Raw genomic sequence first — 18,706 nt, 5'->3', positions numbered from 1 at the left:
TAAAAGGGAGGTTACAAGGATGGGAAAGACAAGTTTAAGTAAGTTGCTATTTGCTTTAATGCTAATTTTATTGCTGGCACTAGCAGCATGTAACGGTGGTTCCGATGATGGTGAAGCGGAATCGGATGGTGGCACTGATTCGGGGGAAACTTCGGATGATGGAGAAGATGATGGCGAGGACGCTGCTGAAGAAGATGATGGTCTTTATTCAGTAGATGACTTCGAAAAAATTAAGAACAACGAAGGTGAAGCAATCGAAGGTGGATCATTTACATTTGGTCTAGTTTCTGACACTGCTTTTGAAGGAACGCTAAACTGGAACTTCTACTCAGGTAACCCTGATGCTCAAATCCTAAATTGGTTTGATGAACCTTTACTAACTTGGGATGAGAACTATGTTTATACGAATGATGGGGCAGCTACTTATGAAGTAGATGAAGAAGGACGTATATTCACATTCACAATCCGCGATGAGGTTAACTGGCAAGACGGTGAGCCGGTAACAGCTGAAGATTGGTTGTTTGCACATGAAGTAATTGGTGATCCAGATTATGACGGTCCTCGTTACGGATCTGACTTCACTAATATTGAAGGTATGGTAGAGTACAATAGTGGTGAGGCTGATACGATTTCAGGAATTGAAGTAATTGATGAGAAGACTTTAGAAATTACTTATATCGAATCATCACCTTCACTTGTAACTGGTAGTATTTGGACTTATCCATTAGCGAAGCATATCTTTGGTGATATGGAAGTGGCTGATATGTCATCTTCTCCAGAGGTACGTGAAAACCCAATTGGTTTTGGTCCGTTTGTAGTAGATAGTATTGTACCTGGTGAGTCTGTAACAATGAGCAAGAACGCTGATTACTGGAGAGGCGAGCCAAAGCTTGACGAAGTTACTGTAAAAGTAATTAATCCAAACGTTGTTGTTCAAGAACTTGAAAGTGGTGGCGTTGATACAGTTAGCTCATTCCCGGTTGATCAATATCCGGATAATGCTGACATGTCAAATGTTGAATATCTTGGTATGATTGACCGTGCTTATACGTACATTGGATTTAAGCTTGGTACTTGGGATGCTGAAAATGCTGAAGTAGCAACAGATCCAGATATGAAAATGTCTGATGTTAACCTGCGTAAAGCTATGTGGCATGCAGTTGATAATGATGCAGTTGGAGAAAGATTCTATAATGGACTTCGTTGGAATGCAACAACGCTAATTCCACCGTCTCATCCAGAATTCCATGATGATTCTAACCCAGGTGTAACATATGATCCAGAAGCTGCAAAACAAATTCTGGATGAAGCAGGATATGAAGATACTGACGGAGATGGTTTCCGTGAAACTCCAGATGGAGAAGAACTAGTAATTAACTTTGCTTCCATGTCTGGTGGGGATACTGCAGAGCCATTAGCACAGTATTACATTCAGTCTTGGGAAGCAGTAGGTCTTAAAGTTGAACTATTAGATGGTCGCCTGCAAGAATTTAACGCGTTCTACGATCGTGTTGGACAAAATGGCGATGACGATCCCGAAGTTGATATTTATCAAGGTGCTTGGGGTGTAGGTATTGACGTTGATCCAAGAGGACTATATGGTCGCGACGCAATCTTTAACTTCTCTCGTTACTCTAGTGATGAGAATGATGCGTTGATGGCTGATGGTGTATCTGAAGAGGCATTTGACGTTGAATATCGTCAAAATGTTTACAATGAATGGCAACAATTTATGGTTGAAGAGATTCCTGTATTCCCAACCTTATACCGTTCTGAACTTGTTCCTGTAAATAACCGAGTTCACAACTATTATATTGGTGATGGAACCGGAATGTACCGTTATGATATTGCTGTAACTGAAGAAGAAGCTCCTGCAGCAGAGTAATAGAATTGCAAGAAAGACTCGCCTTTGGCGGGTCTTTTCTTTTTGGATCTTGGAGCTAATGGAATAAGAATAATTTAAAAATCCTATGAATAACCTCAAACATAGTGCTTACCTTAATTTCCGGCCGAAAATAGTAGTATTATACCTTATGAATTGTTGATACTTCATCTAGTATAGATTATATAACTAGTAAATTGAAAATGGAGGTAGGATATGACGCAAAAAATAGCAGTGGCGATTATTCATGGTGCTGGTACACCAGAAGAAGATTTTGCAGAAGAAATAATAGATGGAATAACAAGCAGGTTCGTCAAAAAAATGTCTATTAAGGATGCTAAGTCAGAACTGGTATTTGAGCCAGTTTTCTGGTCGTCTATTTTTGAACCTGAGCAAAGAGTCCTTTGGGACAGGATGCAAAAGAATACGCGGCTTAATTATCAGCGATTAAGGCAGTTTGTTATAGAATTTCTTGCTGATGCGGTTGCCTACCAACCTACAAAAATTGGGAATCAAAATTATGATAAGGTACATGCTGTTGTGGCCAGATCTATTAACAAATTAAGAGAAAAAGCAGGTCCATATGCACCACTTTGTGTAATAAGTCATAGTCTGGGCTCAGTAGTAGCTAGTAACTACTTTTATGATTTGCAATTTAAACGAATGAACATGGGAATAGAAACTAGGAAGTGTACGAGTCAAACTCCTATCGAGCAATGTGAAACACTTTCGTTGTTCTATACATTAGGCAGCCCAATGGCATTGTGGTCACTTCGATATATGGATTTTGGTTCACCAATTACAGTTCCTTCTGCAAAAATTCAAGAAAAATTTCCAAACCTGCAGGGAGAATGGCTTAATTTTTATGACAAAGATGATGTCCTTGCATATCCATTGAAGGGAGTTAATCATGCTTATCATAAAGCGGTATCAAAAGATGTTGCTGTGAATGTCGGTGGATGGTTAACCAGTTGGAATCCATTATCCCATAGTCACTACGACACTGATCGAGCTGTCATTAATCCAATTGTTGATGGGCTTGTTAGGACATGGAAAGCAGTTAATGGATAAACCCAGAATACATTACTATGATTAACATTATTTATATATATCCGCACAAAATGAGAGCAGTAATTACTAAACTACTGCTCTCATTTGCAATTAGTTTTACTTAAAGATTGTGAAATAATATCGTGCTCTACAATGTTGACGTTATAAATATATTTCTTAATCAATTGCTTGTTATAATAAGTTTAGACTGTTTTCTAAAAGATTGGGACATTAGCTGCGATTACTCGGGAAAGCATAGCGGTATTTCAGTGAGGCATTCTGCAATTACTCGTCCCGCCATAAAGATTTGTTGCTTTTCGCAGCGAAAAGCAACAAACTTACGAAGAGAGCCTTAAAGAACGTGATATACTCGAATTCACTTCAGATGAACGTATTCACCTGGGTACTTGTGCCACATCTGCTCCTTATTGTTTTTTGATTGATCATAAAACAATAAAGAAGGGTAGCCTAAATTAAGAAGACTGGGGGAGGTCTTACTATGCAAATTACAAGCGAGCTAGGACAGGAAATAATTAAACGGCTAGCTGAGTACATAGATGTTGATATTAATATTATGGATCTAGACGGCATAATCGTTGCAAGTACCAATGAAGAAAGAATTAACGAACTTCACCGCGGAGCAATTGAGGTTATTAACCAGTGTGAAGAGCTGATATTAGATCAGGGAAATATTCAACAGTACCCAAGTACAAAGCCCGGTGTTAATCTGCCTATTATGCATCAGCAAAATATCTGTGGGGTAGTGGGAGTGAGTGGAGAACCGGAAGAAATAATTAGAATAACGGGATTAATCCGTGTTTCTGTTGAAATTGTTCTTGAACAAATTTACATACAAAGACAAGCCTACTATAAAGAAATACAATGGAGTAACTGGCTTCATCAATTATTGCACCCAAGTGGTATGAATGAAGAAAAGCTAAAAAAAGAAGCTTTATACACATTGAAAATTAATCTGGAAGAGGAGTGGCGTGTAATTGTATTATGTGCTAAGGATGTGCATGAACAATTAGAATATTTTAGGTCTGAAATAGAGATGACAAGAGAGGAGATACTATGTGCCCTGCCATTTTCAGAAGACGAAATTGTGATTGTGACTTACGTAACAGCTCAACTGGAAAAGTTGGTTAAACCGCTTACAGAAACGAATGTAAGGATAGGTATTGGTGAAACCGGTTGTGGGCTAAATGGTATAAGGCAATCCTACAAACAAGCAAAACAAGCATTATATTTTGATGGTGGAGAATCAACAGTTTCCTATAGCGATAAGTGGAAACTTGAAAGACTGATTAATTCTATTTCCTTAGATGAGTATTCTAGTATTTGTTTACCCTACGAGAATTTATTAAGTAACATGGAAGAGACGTATAAAGAAACAATTGATACGTATTTAGAAATGAATTTCTCGATTAAAGAAACTGCGAAAATACTCCACATTCATCGAAACACACTTCTATACAGGTTGGAACAAGTAAAAGAAAAGACCGGCCTGGACCCACGCTTATTTCATGATGCATTTCTTTTAAAAATAATAAGGAGTAGTCTGCATTGTGCAAATGCACAATAATAAAGCAAAATAATTTAGAAAATTTCATTTATTGGCCTAATTGTAAGCGGTAACAAAAAGGTGTTTAATATAAATAACTACATGAAAAGGAGTACTTTATGAATATAGTGGTTGCACCAGATTCATTTAAAGGAAGCTTAACTTCCATTCAGGCATCGCAGATCATGAGGAATTCTATTATTACCATTCTTCCAGAATCCACGGTAGTTTTAAAACCAATGGCAGATGGTGGAGAAGGGACGCTTGAAGCACTACTAACAGCAACGAAAGGAGAGGAGATTTCAGTCTCCTGTACAGGTCCTTTAGGAAGTAGAATAATTACAACCTATGCAATAGTCGGCAGGAAAACAGCAATCATAGAATGCGCAAGTGTTGCAGGATTAATCCAAGTTCCTTCTGATAATAGGAATCCTGATCTCACTTCTACCTATGGTATTGGTGAACTTATGGTCGATGCAATGAATAAAGGATGTACCGAGTTTGTAATTGGACTTGGTGGAAGTGCAACAAACGATGGTGGCTTAGGTATGCTCCAGGCGTTAGGAATGGAGGCGTTCGATAGTAAGGGTGAAAAGGTAGGTCCGTTTGGGAACGATTTGCACCAAGTAAGAAAAGTGGATTTATCCGGCATTGACCATAGACTTGCCAATGTTTCGATAAAGGTAGCCTGTGATGTTGATAATCCACTTTGTGGAGAAAAGGGTGCAACTAAGGTATATGGACCCCAAAAAGGAGCAACGGCAGAACAGTTAATACTGTATGATAAATCACTACAGCGGTATGGGAGTTTAATTGAAAAAGAAGTAAACAGATCTCTGGTTGGAATTTCAGGTTCTGGAGCTGCAGGTGGACTTGGTTTCGCTCTACTTGCAATAGGTGCAAATCTTGTTTCAGGAGCGAATCTGTTAGCGGATGCTATGAATGTCGAGCAGTCGATCATGAAAGCAGATCTTGTTATCACAGGAGAAGGTCAAAGTGATGAACAGACATTATATGGAAAAGCGCCAGGGTATATTGCTTCACTATCAAAGAAGCATAATGTGCCAGTCATACTAATTTCGGGAAGTCTTTCAGGTGATTTGAATGTCCTTCGAGAGAAATTTTCAGGTTGTTTCTCAATTAATACGAAGCCGATGTCCCTAAAGGAATCAATGGAAAAAGCAAATGTATTGTTATTTGAACAAACAAAGCAAGTTATTCACTTAGTGGACTCTATCTGGAGAACAAAGAAATTAAAAAAAAAATGAAGGGGTGAATGAAGTGGAAGGTTTCGGTCTCATTTTACTAATTATATTTGGAGTTTTATTCATAGTTTTTGCAACAGCAAAATTGAAATTACATCCATTTTTATCTTTATTAATTGCAGCATTTGGTATAGGTATTTTTGCAGGATTGCCTTTATCTGAAGTAGTGGATGCAGTCAATGGTGGATTTGGCGGATTGATGGGCAGCATTGGTCTCGTTATTGTTTTTGGTACTATTATTGGTGTTATTCTAGAAAAATCCGGTGCAGCACTTCGAATGGCGGAAGTTGTTTTGCGGGTAGTTGGAGAAAAAAGGCCGCAAATGGCAATGAGTCTTATTGGAGCCATTGTCAGTATACCAGTATTCTGTGACTCGGGTTATATTATTTTATCTTCATTAAAGAAAGCACTAGCTAAAAAAGCTAAGGTAGCAATAGCTTCCATGGCTATTGCATTATCAACTGGCTTATTCGCTACACATACACTTGTACCTCCTACCCCTGGTCCTATAGCTGCAGCAGGCAACATAGGAGCAGAGGCTTATCTTGGTACAATTATTCTGATTGGTATTATTGTAGCTATACCAGCGATCATTGCTGGATATATTTGGGCGATCAAAGTGGGTACTAAAATTAAAGTTGAGGGTGAAGATGATGAAGATTTTGCCTATGACTATGATGCGATTGTAAAAGAATTCGGTGATATGCCTTCTACTGCGAAGTCTTTTGCCCCAATTACTGTACCAATACTATTAATTGGTTTTAGTTCGATTATTACGTTCGCAGGCTGGTCAGGAACTTTATTTGATATTCTATTATTCCTAGGATCACCGATCGTTGCGTTATTAATCGGTGTATTGTTCGCATTCCTGTTGCTGCCTAAGTATGACGAAGAAACACTTTCAGGCTGGGTGGGAATAGGATTAAAAGAAGCAGCACCCATTTTGTTAATTACAGGAGCAGGCGGGGCATTTGGAAGAGTTATCAGTACGACTCCTGTTGCGGATTTCATTCAAGGATTTGGAGAGAATGCCTTTTTTACAGGTGCAATGTTCTTGTTCATTCCATTCTTAATTGCAGCAGCTTTAAAATCAGCGCAAGGTTCTTCTACAGCAGCTCTAGTGATTACTTCAACACTTGTGGCACCATTATTAGTAGAACTAGGAATTACTGGCGCATTTCCGCTTGCTCTAGTAGTTATGGCAATTGGCGCAGGGGCAATGGTAGTTTCCCATGTAAATGATAGTTACTTCTGGGTAGTTAAGGAATTCAGTGGTATGTCAGTAACACAAGCGTACAAAGCACAAACTGCTGGAACACTGTTACAGGGTATCGTTGCTTTCACCGTTACTTTTATTTTGTGGATTATACTAGTTTAATAGAATGAAAAATTCAGCACCCACAGAGTCCGCTCTTGGGTGTTTTCCTTTCTTGTAATTGTACGCATTGCCATCGCATATAATGGCTAGGTGAACGCCACTTATTGCATCAGGAGAGGATGGTTATTTTTGTGTGGAATTACTGGTTTTATTGATTGGCAACGTGATGTAAGAGCAGAGCGATCTGCATTAAAAAAAATGACAGATACTCTGACATTAAGAGGACCAGATGATTCTCAGATTTGGTTTGATCAGCATGTTGCATTTGGACATAAAAGGCTTGCTGTTATAGACCTTGAAGGCGGAAAACAGCCAATGAGTAAGGAAGTAAATGGTATTACGTACACGATGGTTTACAATGGAGAGTTGTATAACACGGAAGAGTTAAGAAGTGAGCTAAGTAGTAAAGGGTATCAGTTCAATACCACATCGGATACAGAGGTATTGTTGATAGCATATATTGAATGGCAGGAAGATTGTGTAGACTATCTCAATGGAATTTATGCTTTTGCTGTTTGGGATGAAAGAAGGCAACATATTTATATGGCTAGGGATAGGCTTGGGGTTAAGCCCCTATTTTATTATGAAGATTCGGGTGTATTCATTTTTGGGTCTGAATTAAAAGCAATATTGGCCCATCCTGATGTTAAACCGGAAATTGATTGCTCGGGGTTGGCGGAGATATTTGGTCTTGGACCATCAAGGACACCCGGACACGGCCTTTATAAACACGTTAAAGAATTACGAGCTGGTCATGCTCTAAGTTACTCCAGAGAGGGATTGAAAGTATGGCGCTATTGGAATGTTTCAAGTCGCCGGCATTATGACACAATTGAGGAGACTGCTGAACAAGTCAGGAACTTGTTTGTTGATGCAGTTCAGAGGCAGTTGGTTGCTGATGTTCCTGTTTCAACATTTTTATCCGGGGGATTGGATTCGAGTGCAATTACTGCAATAGCTTCGAACTTCTTCAATGGAAAAGACAAAGGACCATTGATCACATTTTCGGTTGATTATGAAGGTAATGCTGAATACTTTAAGGCAAGTAAGTTCCAGCCTTCCAATGACCAGCCTTGGATTGATAAGATGGTAAATCATTTCTCGACGGAGCACCATAATGAGGTAATTACTGGGGATGAATTAGCATATTACTTGAAGGAAGCTGTATATCTGCGTGATCAACCCGGCATGGCAGATATTGATTCCTCCTTGCTATGGTTTTGCCGTCAAATTAAACAGAAGACGACAGTGAGCTTATCTGGTGAATGTGCTGACGAGATATTTGGTGGGTATCCTTGGTTTCATGACCTGTCTGAATCAGGAAATGCAGGCTTTCCCTGGATGCGGTCATTAGATTCCAGAATTGACCTGCTTCATCCAGAGTGGAAAAATAAGCTGGATTTAAAAAGCTATGTGTATAATCGTTATCAGGAGACAATTGATGAAACGCCACGTTTGTACGGGGAAAATAAGCAGGAAGCCCATCGAAGAGAATTATTTTATTTGAATATGCATTGGTTTATGGCACAACTGCTGGATCGTAAGGATCGTATGAGTATGGGAGCCAGCCTGGAGGTTAGAGTCCCCTTTGCGGATCACAAGTTAGTAGAATATGTTTGGAATATTCCCTGGGAAATGAAAATGGTACATGGGAGGGAGAAGGGAATATTGCGTAAAGCGATGGAAGGAATTCTTCCTAATGATGTTTTATACAGAAAAAAAAGTCCCTACCCAAAGACATTTCAGCCGGAATATACTCGTTCAGTTGTGAAGTGGATGGAAGAAATTTTAGCGGATAATGATTCACCATTATTCGATTTTATGAGTCGAAGTAAGGTCGAGGCAATCGTTGAAAGTGAAGGGAAACAATTTAAGCAACCATGGTACGGACAGTTGATGAAAGGCCCACAGCTGATTGCACATCTGTGCCAGATTGATTACTGGTTCAAAATGTATAATGTTACTGTGAGAGAATAATTTTAATATAATCGGCATTGGCGGCAATAACTACATTTATATTCACAAACTGCTTTTTACGATATAATTTAGATGGACTCTAATAGGAAAGGAAGAAACGAATGAAGTATTTTGCTGTTTTTTTACCAATGCTTAATGAAGAAAAGAGTAAGCAATACCGTGGTGATCATATTGCGTATTTAGAAGAAATGGATAAAAAAGGAAAAGTCTATGCAAAAGGTAGATTTACAGATGGTGCCGGGGGATTGGTTATTTACATTGCGGAGACATTTCCAGAAGTCGAAGAATTAGTGAAACAGGATCCTTACGTTAAAATTGGAGCGCGGGAATATGAAATTCATGAATGGGATATGAAGGTGACGGAAAATTAATTGACAGTTTTAGTGAGGGGCTTTCGGGCTCCTTTTTTTTATGGAATTTTTACTATTATTTATTAGTAGTAGGTTAACCCTTACTAGCATACATATAATTAGAGAATCAGAGACAACCCCAAATCTCCTGCAATTTTAGTAGAGGTGATACGAATAATTAATTCTTATAAACTCAAGGGTATCCTGCCAGCAGTCAGAAATATGAAAGATTTTGATCTGGTTTTGAAAAGTGAGCATGAAATTATTGTTTTACTGGAAACACGTCTTTCACAGGTAACCTCGTTAGTGAAGCATGCCAAAGACAACGATAAGAAGGTACTGATCCATCTGGATTTGGTCCAGGGATTGAAAACAGATTCATTTGGATTCGAATTCTTATTGCGTAACGTTAAACCAGATGGAGTTATATCTACTCGAGGCAATATGATTTCATTGGCGAAAAAAAATAAATTAATAGCAATTCAGCGGTTATTTGCTCTGGATTCTCATGCCTTGAAAAGAAATATTGATATTATAGAAAATTCAAAGCCGAATTATGTAGAAGTGCTGCCGGGAGTGGTTCCCTACATTATCCACGAAATTGGTGATAAAACAGATATTCCAGTAATAGCTGGGGGGCTGATTCGTACGAAGGAAGAAATCAAGAAAGCGTATAAAGGAGGTGCTATTGCTGTAACAACTTCTAATACGGAGCTATGGGGAACCTATGAAAGATTTAAGTAAGAGCATCTATAAGTGGAAGTTCAGGATGCAATGTAGTAAATTCAATAGAATTTTTGTTTTTTTAAAAATAATATAATTTGATTTTTAGCATAATCCTCCTTTCTAAACATAGAATGGTAACGCTCGTACAGTGAACATGCTAATTTAATTAATATAGAGGGAGTGGTGGATTTCGTTAGAAACAGAGGGGTCGTATATATTGGTAAGGGAGAGGTGGAAGTACAGGACATCAGCTATCCGGACTTAGTTTTGCGTGATGGACCAGGTGTTAATCCATTGAATGTAGGCAGGAAATGTGACCATGGCGTAATCGTTAAAGTAGTGACTACGAATATTTGTGGCAGTGATCAGCATATGGTGAGAGGGAGGACAACAGCACCGAGTGGTTTAGTATTGGGACATTAGATCACAGGAGAAGTAATTGAGGTGGGCAGGGATGTAGAGTATATAAAAATGGGAGACTTAGTATCAGTACCATTTAATATTGCTTGTGGACGGTGTAGAAGCTGTAAAACACAGGATACGCATATTTGCGAAAATGTAAATCCTGATCGCCCTGGTTCAGCATATGGTTATGTTGATATGGGTGGCTGGGTAGGTGGTCAGTCTGATTATGTTATGGTCCCCTACGCAGACTTTCAACTTTTAAAGTTCCCTGATAAAGATCAGGCGATGGAAAAGATTCTTGATTTAACAATGCTTTCTGATATCTTTCCTACAGGCTATCATGGTGCGGTAAGTGCAGGAGTAAAACCAGGTTTAACAGTATACGTGGCCGGGGCGGGTCCAGTAGGATTAGCTGCAGCACATTCTGCACAATTGCTAGGTGCATCGGTTGTAATTGTGGGTGATCTAATTGAAGAACGCCTAGCACAAGCGAGAAGCTTTGGCTGTGAAACTGTAAATCTGCGTATACATCCTAATTTAGGTGAGCAGATTGAACAAATACTTGGTTCTCCGGAAGTAGACTGTGCTATTGATACGGTCGGTTTTGAAGCGAGTGGACATGGTGAAGGTGCTGGAGAAGCTCCTGGTACGGTACTGAACTCCGTTATGGATATAACGAGAGCGGGAGGCCGACTGGGTATACCTGGGCTGTATGTCACAGGGGATCCAGGTGGAATTGACGAAGATGCAAAAGAGGGAACTTTAAAAATACGTCTTGGATTAGGCTGGGCTAAAGCACATACGTTTGTAACTGGACAAACGCCGGTTATGAAGTATCACAGAGGTTTAATGATGTCGATCTTAAGCGGCCGGGCGCAGATTGCTAAAGCAGTAAATGCTACATTAATCTCTATGGAGGAAGCTCCTGCCAGTTATCAGCAGTTTGATCAGGGAGCATCTAAGAAGTTTGTTATTGATCCTCATGGGATGGTAGGAAGCTAGATTAACAGGTTAGTAGTTCAGGGGACAATGCTTTCAAACTAATTTAGTATCGTACGTACAAGTTAATTAGTATTTTGTGGTGGAGATTTGGAGACCCACGCTTTAGTAGTATTTTCCCAGGGAGAATATGTCTATTAAAGTGTGGGTCTTTTTCCTATACGTTTAACTTGTCTTTAATAGAGCATGCCCAGAGATTCTCACCTATGATCCAGATGAGATGGCTGCTTGTAGTCCCCGATACTTACAACGAATATTCAGTAGAGAGCAATTTCACTGGATTAAAGATTTACAAAAAGATAAAGGGGTGATTAATTTGTCGGAGTTTTTAGCGGAATTGATTGGTACTATGGTTCTCATTATTCTTGGTGGGGGAGTAGTAGGTGGTGTCGTTTTAAAGAAAACGAAAGCAGAAGGTGCCGGCTGGGTTGTAATTACAATTGGGTGGGGACTTGCCGTAGCAATGGCTGTCTATGCGGTTGGTAACTTTTCAGGTGCACATATTAATCCGGCAGTAACTTTAGGTTTGGCTTCTGCAGGAGAATTCTCGTGGGAAATGGTACCCTTATATATAACAGCCCAAATGATTGGTGCAATATTGGGGGCAGCGATCGTCTTTTTGAATTACCTGCCACATTGGAGGGAAACGAAGGATCAAGGGTTGAAGTTGGCGGTATTTGCAACGGGTCCGGCTATTCGTAGTCCTTTCTCCAACTTAGTTAGTGAAATGATTGGTACTTACGTGCTTTTAATGGGTATTATGTTTATAGGTGCAAACGAGTTTACCGAAGGACTTAATCCCTTGATTATTGGTGCGTTAATTATAGCAATTGGTATGTCCCTTGGTGGTGCAACTGGTTATGCAATTAACCCGGCACGTGATCTTGGACCAAGAATAGCCCACGCATTGCTTCCAATACCAGGTAAGGGCGGATCTGATTGGGAGTACGCTTGGATTCCGATAGTAGGACCTATACTTGGTGGAATTTATGGGGCAGTATTTTATAATGCTATGTTCTTAGGTAATTTTTCTGTAGTATTTTGGATTCTAAGTGCAATAGTAGCAGTAATATTTCTTGGTGCTGCTCATGCAGAAATTAACAAGGGTGATAATTCATCAGATACGAATGCTGAAAAAAAAGTTGTTTAGGAGGAGTTAATATGAGTAAACAATATATTTTGTCTATTGATCAGGGTACTACTAGCTCACGAGCAATAATTTTTAACCATCAAGGAGAAATAGTAGGAACAGCTCAAAGAGAATTTGAACAATTTTTTCCAAAACCCAGTTGGGTGGAGCATGATGCCAATGAAATCTGGACTTCAGTACTGGCATGTATTGCAGAAGTATTGAGGAAATCAGATATAGAGCCTGGCGAGATAGCAGGAATTGGTATAACGAACCAGCGTGAAACTACTGTTGTATGGGATAAGAATACGGGTAAGCCTGTATATAAAGCAATTGTCTGGCAATCAAGACAAACGGACGGAATATGTAAAGAATTAAGGGAAGCCGGTCACAATGATATGGTAAGGGAGAAAACCGGTTTATTAATTGACGCTTATTTTTCCGGAACAAAGGTCAAATGGATTCTTGATAATGTAGAAGGTGCAAGAGAGAAAGCAGAAAATGGTGATCTGTTATTCGGAACGATAGATACATGGCTTGTGTATAAGCTTTCTGGAGGGAAGACACATATAACAGACTATTCCAATGCATCCAGAACATTGATGTTTAATATTTATGATTTGAAATGGGATGAGGAGTTACTGGATATCTTAACTGTTCCGAAAAGTATGCTTCCAGAGGTTCGTCAATCATCTGAAGTGTATGCACATACAGTGGATTATCATTTCTTTGGTCACGAGGTTCCCATTGCAGGAGTGGCTGGTGACCAGCAGGCAGCGTTATTCGGGCAAGCTTGTTTTGAAAAGGGAATGGCTAAAAATACGTATGGCACCGGCTGTTTCATGCTAATGAATACGGGAGATAAAGGTGTAGCATCCGAGCATGGTTTGCTCACTACGCTGGCATGGGGTGTGGATGGAAAAGTGAAATATGCATTGGAAGGCAGCATCTTTGTTGCCGGATCAGCGATTCAATGGCTCCGTGATGGCCTGAAAATTATCGAAACTGCACCACAAAGTGAAGATTTTGCAGCGAGTGTAGAATCCACTGATGGTGTTTATATGGTACCAGCATTTGTCGGACTAGGAACCCCCTACTGGGACAGTGACGCACGTGGCGCTGTATTCGGCTTGACCCGTGGCACCACGAAAGAACATTTTATCCGAGCTGCCCTGGAATCATTAGCTTATCAAACAAAAGATGTTCTGGATGCCATGATTGCAGATTCCGGTATCGATCTAAAAACATTACGTGTGGATGGTGGCGCAGTTAAAAATGACTTCTTAATGCAATTCCAGAGTGACATACTGGGTGTTCCAGTTGAGCGACCTGTCGTTCAAGAAACCACTGCATTAGGTTCCGCCTACTTGGCGGGGCTGGCTGTTGGTTATTGGAAAGATAAAGAGGAAATTGCAAAACAATGGAAGAATGAAAAGACATTCATGGATAATCTGGAATCCGAGAAGCGTGATGAATTGTATGCTGGGTGGAAGAAGGCCGTGGAAGCTACCCGGACGTTTAAGTAATACGCAGAAACCATCCTTACATTTTTTGACCAAACTCCCCCCTGACTAAAGCCAGGGGGAAGTTTAATCGGAAGTTGGTATTGCCAAGAGTGAGGCACCAATTTTGAATGAAGTTCCGAAACTGTCAAACAGACGAATCATGAAAGTGTTTGATTATGTCCGTTGGTAACCAATAAAAAGGAGGATCATCCTGACTCCTCCTTTTAACCACTATATCTCCACTATCAGAACTGCTGCTAACTTACTTTTTCATCGACATCTTCATCTTTCTTAGAGCTTAGCTTTTTAAACTTAGATGATACACCCAATAGCTTTTGATGTAAATCCATTGCAGGTTCAATATCTCTCGTATTAAGCTGATAGGTACGAATCATGGCGACTGTTGCCACTGGATCTACGAGTGCGCGCTAGCTGTGCCCTATTTTTTGCATTCGCCTTTTTCAGAATTCGACTAACATGCTTTTTTACTGTTATCTCTGCAATAAATAATTTACTTGCAATTTCCAGGTTGCTACACCCTTCCATGATCAATTTCACAATTTCAATTTCCTTGTTAGTGAAAGAAAAAGTATCAGCAATAATTTTCATTTTATACTGAACAGAAGTGTTCTCAGTAAACTGTTTCAAATAGGCATCCAGCTTTGTACCTCTGACATCGAGCATGTAAGTAGGTGACGGAATATCATTACCGAAATCATATGAAATTGCTTCAAGGACTTCTTCAAAACCCAAATTCTTTAAAAGGTCCTGAAAAAAGGTAACGGGGGATGATGTGATAATCTTTCCCCCTGGAAGTAATAAAGTAAATAAGTTATACAATAAAAATGAGTGTGCCGATGTATCCTTTGGATCTGTATAATCAAGATGCCTGATATACCATCCGGCATTTTCATTTGGAGGGACGTTAAAATAGGCTATCTCTTTATCACTTAATTGATTGAAGTATGCACGGGACACAGGCTCAGTTGCTAGATAAGGGAGAGTGTTTTCGTTTATGGGCACAATAATGGACAGTCCGATCGTCTCCATTATCTTATTTTTTAGTAAATTGGCGGAGTGACAACCTATTTTCTTAATGTATTCAGGGCCAAGAAATTCTAATTCCTTTTTATTATGTTGAAGGGAAGCATGAAAATAATATGATTTATCTGCAGTTCGATTGTAGAACGCAGCTTCACTTTCTTGCAGATTCTTTTTCTTAAATTCGAAAAATGCAATTACTTCTTGAAAATTATAAGCCCCAACAGGCTCTAAGTACATGTAGGAATTCATGGAGTTTTGAAAAAAGGCAGTTTGAATAAAATCATTTCTGAGGTGATAAAAGAACTGAGCGATATCGTTTGGGGAACGAGTCTCAATTGTTCTTCTATAAAAATAATCTGTAATATGTTTTGAAATACAATTATATTGCTCGGGGGCCCGGTGTTTTAATTCTATTTGAATCGCATCCCGAATAAGGTCGTGCATTGCCCACCCATTCTTTACAGTCCGAATAAACGACAATGTGATAAGTTCGTTAAACGCAGTAAAGGAAACATCGTAATCCAGGACAGCGGATAAACTTGTTTGATCAAAATGATGGAAGAGTGCTGCTACATATAATAAATGCTGTGTTTCCTCATTCTTTACTTCTTTCAGCCATCTTTCGGTTAGCTCGATTAATAGTTGCGATTTGTTATCAGACAGGTTGTCTGAAGATTGACTAGTATTGGAGCCGATTTTCGAAAGCGTAACCAGGGTTAGAGTGAGTGGATGTCCTTCTGTGAATTGCCAGATGTTTCGGATTAGCTGCTCCTTATTGATGCCGCATTTTTTTAAATAGTACTTGGATTGAACGAATGTAAAATCCTTTAGCTCGATCTGATTGATTAGCGTTCGCCATGTAGGGGAATCGCTCCATTCTCCTCTCAGTTTATTTCTTCCTGCAAGCAGAACTACAACGTTCGGATGTAATTCCCGAATCAATATGTTTCGAAACCATCGATCCAAGTCTTCCATTTGTTCATACGTATCAATTGCAATGATAATACGTCCCTTCTCAGCAATACTGTTAAGCACGGTCAGGGTGTTTGGAGGTTCGACGCTTTCGCTGGAGTTAACAGCATCAATATATAGTGTACCTAGCAGTGATAGAACATGCTCCGAAAATCCGGCAGGTGTGTGAATGAAATCCTGACTATCCATCTTCAGGAATGGAACTCTTCTTTTTTCTGCAATTCTGGCATACGCATTTAACAGAAATGTGTTGCCAACACCGCCAGTTCCATAGAGGTGGAGTACTTTGAAGTCCTGAAAATCTTGTTCTAACCAATTTGTAAATAGTTCCAACTCTTCCTTTCTACCTACAAAAAAGCTCTCTTCTGTTTCGTTTATAATGGCATCCATACTTTTGCTTTCCGTTGAAGTTCTTTTTGTTTCATACTTCATAAAAAACCTCCTGAATAGTTTTACTATTCTAAATGTATATAGTTAAAAAGGACCTGTCAATGTTAGATTTGAAAACGGTATGGTTTAACAAGGCTATCAATCTATTTGACTATTACATACAAGGCTGGTTTTGTTATGATAGTACAAAGTGTGGAAATTAAATCTGGAGGAATGGGTATGATTGGTACATTTATCATATTGATAGTTTCAACCATCTTTTTTATACATGGTAAATACAGGGCGGATTTAGTTGCTTTGGGTTCTTTATTGCTTCTTGCTTTAACGGGGATAATTACACCAGTAGAAGCACTGGCTGGATTCTCCAATTCAGTTGTCATTATGATTGCAGGTTTATTTGTTGTTGGTGCAGGTATTTTTAATACTGGCCTTGCTATACATATTGGAAATCAGTTATTAAAATTGGGAAACAACAATGAAAAGAAATTATTTATTATTATTATGATCACTGTGGGAGTTTTCAGTGCATTTATGAGTAATACAGGGACAGTAGCGGTTTTACTTCCTGTTGTGATCAGCATGGCACTGAACTTAAATGTAAGTCCCGCCAAGTTTCTTATCCCTCTCGCATTCGCAAGTAGTTTAGGAGGTGTCCTTACCTTGATTGGTACCCCTCCGAATTTAGTTTCCAGTAATACGCTGGCTGAGAATGGGTTTCAGCCCATGCATTTCTTCCAGTACACACCGATTGGATTAGTAGCCTTTGCGGTAGGGATTCTCTTTATGGTAACGGTTGGAAAGAAGCTGCTTCCTGATAACAAGGCTATGAATACAGGTAAGAGTACTTCCTTTTCAGCGAATGAGCTGGCAGGATTTTATAAAATATATCATTCTTTACATTTAATTGAAATTCCCGAAACATCTCAAATCATTGGAAAGAAATTATCCACTCTCGAGTTAACAACTAAGTATGGAATAACAGTAATTTCTATAGAAAGAAAAGAAAACGAACTGATTCCATTATTTAAACATGTACGGATTACTCCAAAGACCGACACCGTTTTTGAACAAGGGGATAAAGTGCTTTTATTTGGCGATGCTGCACCTTTGTTTACCGAGTTTGACCTTACCGATCTCACTAATGAATCAGAAGCTAAAAGACACTTTCTTGCTAAACAGTATGGCTTGACAGAAGTATTAATTGCTCCACAATCAAGTTTTAAAAATAAGACCATCCGCGAACTTCAATTTCGGGAAAAATACAGATGCAGCGTACTGGCAATCAGTCGAAATGGAGAGTACATACAAACTAATGCTTCTAAAGAGAAACTCCGCCTTGGAGACGCACTGATCATTTATGGAGAGTGGGAGAAAATCGAATTGCTAGCAGAGAAATCCGCTGATGTAGTCGTTGTTGGTAGAGTTTCAGATAAAGCAACTTCAGCTGCCGCACAAGGGAAAGCACCAATAGCAGGTGGTATTATGTTATTTATGCTTTTACTGATGACACTAGAACTTGTCGATCCAGTGCTTGCGGTTCTCTTGTCTGCCTTTCTTATGATTATAACAGGGTGTGTGCGCTCAACAGGGGATGCTTACCATAAAATAAACTGGGAATCGGTTGTCCTCATCGCCGCAATGCTCCCAATGGCTACAGCCTTGGAAAAGACTGGCGGGGTTACTTTCATGAGTGACCTGCTTCTTGGTATATTAGGTGACTATGGTCCACATGCTGTACTGGCAGGGTTCTATGTTTTAACCATGGTATTAAGTCAATTTATCAGCAATACAGCTACCGCTGTCATTTTCGCACCGATTGCAATTACAACTGCTATTAACCTAGGTGTCAGTCCGTATCCATTTGTTGTTGCAGTCGCAATTTCTGCCAGTATGGCTTTTGCTACACCTGTTGCTTCACCAACAAATGCACTTGTGATGAATGCCGGGGGATACACATTTAAGGACTTTGTCAAGGTTGGTGTGCCTCTGCAGCTTGTACTGACTGTTGTACTGATTGCTGTTATTCCACTTTTATATCCATTTTGATAGAGTACAGACGGTGCTTGGTAT

Annotated in this window: 13 protein-coding genes and 1 pseudogene; 12 read left to right on the top strand and 2 right to left on the bottom strand. The window is 39.4% G+C overall.

Annotated features, from left to right (window positions below):
• Positions 1-19: 19 nt before the first annotated feature.
• The 11 genes and pseudogenes from opp4A (at position 20) to glpK (ending at position 14,251) form a co-directional block, all read left to right on the top strand.
• Complete coding sequence (opp4A, locus tag QGM71_RS05905; RefSeq protein WP_327606603.1) at positions 20-1,885, top strand: oligopeptide ABC transporter substrate-binding protein; 1,866 nt, start codon at positions 20-22, stop codon at positions 1,883-1,885.
• A 213-nt stretch (positions 1,886-2,098) separates the two neighbouring features.
• Positions 2,099-2,953: a chemotaxis protein gene (locus QGM71_RS05900; RefSeq protein WP_327606602.1), complete on the top strand. Its 855-nt coding sequence runs from the start codon at positions 2,099-2,101 to the stop codon at positions 2,951-2,953.
• Between the two features lie 478 nt (positions 2,954-3,431).
• Positions 3,432-4,517 carry a CdaR family transcriptional regulator gene (locus tag QGM71_RS05895; protein ID WP_327606601.1) on the top strand — a complete coding sequence of 362 codons (1,086 nt, stop codon included), beginning with the start codon at positions 3,432-3,434 and terminating at the stop codon, positions 4,515-4,517.
• Between the two features lie 98 nt (positions 4,518-4,615).
• On the top strand, positions 4,616-5,764 hold the full coding sequence (locus QGM71_RS05890; protein ID WP_327606600.1) for a glycerate kinase: 1,149 nt from the start codon (positions 4,616-4,618) through the stop codon (positions 5,762-5,764).
• Between the two features lie 13 nt (positions 5,765-5,777).
• Positions 5,778-7,139 carry a GntP family permease gene (locus QGM71_RS05885; RefSeq protein ID WP_327606599.1) on the top strand — a complete coding sequence of 454 codons (1,362 nt, stop codon included), beginning with the start codon at positions 5,778-5,780 and terminating at the stop codon, positions 7,137-7,139.
• Between the two features lie 129 nt (positions 7,140-7,268).
• Complete coding sequence (gene asnB, locus QGM71_RS05880) at positions 7,269-9,116, top strand: asparagine synthase (glutamine-hydrolyzing) (RefSeq protein WP_327606598.1); 1,848 nt, start codon at positions 7,269-7,271, stop codon at positions 9,114-9,116.
• Positions 9,117-9,217: 101 nt separating this feature from the next.
• Entirely contained in the window at positions 9,218-9,487 is a 270-nt protein-coding gene (locus QGM71_RS05875; RefSeq protein ID WP_327606597.1) for a YciI family protein, read from the top strand.
• Positions 9,488-9,643: 156 nt separating this feature from the next.
• Positions 9,644-10,210 (top strand): glycerol-3-phosphate responsive antiterminator, encoded by a 567-nt coding sequence (locus QGM71_RS05870; RefSeq protein ID WP_327607045.1) that lies wholly within the window; start codon positions 9,644-9,646, stop codon positions 10,208-10,210.
• Positions 10,211-10,375: 165 nt separating this feature from the next.
• Positions 10,376-11,599 (top strand): annotated as a pseudogene (gene fdhA, locus QGM71_RS05865) (formaldehyde dehydrogenase, glutathione-independent).
• A 313-nt stretch (positions 11,600-11,912) separates the two neighbouring features.
• On the top strand, positions 11,913-12,746 hold the full coding sequence (locus tag QGM71_RS05860) for an MIP/aquaporin family protein (protein ID WP_327606596.1): 834 nt from the start codon (positions 11,913-11,915) through the stop codon (positions 12,744-12,746).
• An 11-nt stretch (positions 12,747-12,757) separates the two neighbouring features.
• On the top strand, positions 12,758-14,251 hold the full coding sequence (gene glpK, locus QGM71_RS05855) for a glycerol kinase GlpK (RefSeq protein WP_327606595.1): 1,494 nt from the start codon (positions 12,758-12,760) through the stop codon (positions 14,249-14,251).
• A gap of 236 nt (positions 14,252-14,487) precedes the next feature.
• Here glpK and QGM71_RS05850 read toward each other — a convergent pair whose 3' ends face one another.
• Both QGM71_RS05850 and QGM71_RS05845 read right to left on the bottom strand, forming a co-directional pair.
• On the bottom strand, positions 14,488-14,625 hold the full coding sequence (locus QGM71_RS05850) for a hypothetical protein (RefSeq protein ID WP_327606594.1): 138 nt from the start codon (positions 14,623-14,625) through the stop codon (positions 14,488-14,490).
• The gene (locus QGM71_RS05845) at positions 14,603-16,678 is read right to left on the bottom strand and encodes a LuxR C-terminal-related transcriptional regulator (RefSeq protein WP_327606593.1); all 2,076 of its coding nucleotides are present in this window, start codon (positions 16,676-16,678) and stop codon (positions 14,603-14,605) included. The genes QGM71_RS05850 and QGM71_RS05845 overlap by 23 nt, the downstream gene beginning before the upstream one ends.
• Before the next feature lie 135 nt (positions 16,679-16,813).
• Here QGM71_RS05845 and QGM71_RS05840 point away from each other — a divergent pair, with 135 nt between their 5' ends.
• Positions 16,814-18,682 carry an SLC13 family permease gene (locus tag QGM71_RS05840; protein ID WP_327606592.1) on the top strand — a complete coding sequence of 623 codons (1,869 nt, stop codon included), beginning with the start codon at positions 16,814-16,816 and terminating at the stop codon, positions 18,680-18,682.
• The last annotated feature ends 24 nt before the right edge of the window (positions 18,683-18,706 follow it).

Origin of the sequence: Virgibacillus tibetensis, assembly GCF_036026595.1 — a bacterium.
GTDB classification, from domain to species: domain Bacteria; phylum Bacillota; class Bacilli; order Bacillales; family Amphibacillaceae; genus Virgibacillus_P; species Virgibacillus_P tibetensis.
This window is presented reverse-complemented; position numbering and strand designations above follow the sequence as displayed.

Bases quoted from the DNA above. Each gene is read 5' to 3' on its own strand.
- QGM71_RS05850 (WP_327606594.1), bottom strand. From the start codon at position 14,625: ATGATTCGTACCTATCAGCTTAATACGAGAGATATTGAACCTGCAATG.
- opp4A (WP_327606603.1), top strand. From the start codon at position 20: ATGGGAAAGACAAGTTTAAGTAAGTTGCTATTTGCTTTAATGCTAATT.
- QGM71_RS05840 (WP_327606592.1), top strand. From the start codon at position 16,814: ATGATAGTACAAAGTGTGGAAATTAAATCTGGAGGAATGGGTATGATT.
- QGM71_RS05845 (WP_327606593.1), bottom strand. From the start codon at position 16,678: ATGAAGTATGAAACAAAAAGAACTTCAACGGAAAGCAAAAGTATGGAT.
- QGM71_RS05890 (WP_327606600.1), top strand. From the start codon at position 4,616: ATGAATATAGTGGTTGCACCAGATTCATTTAAAGGAAGCTTAACTTCC.
- QGM71_RS05875 (WP_327606597.1), top strand. From the start codon at position 9,218: ATGAAGTATTTTGCTGTTTTTTTACCAATGCTTAATGAAGAAAAGAGT.
- glpK (WP_327606595.1), top strand. From the start codon at position 12,758: ATGAGTAAACAATATATTTTGTCTATTGATCAGGGTACTACTAGCTCA.
- QGM71_RS05895 (WP_327606601.1), top strand. From the start codon at position 3,432: ATGCAAATTACAAGCGAGCTAGGACAGGAAATAATTAAACGGCTAGCT.
- QGM71_RS05900 (WP_327606602.1), top strand. From the start codon at position 2,099: ATGACGCAAAAAATAGCAGTGGCGATTATTCATGGTGCTGGTACACCA.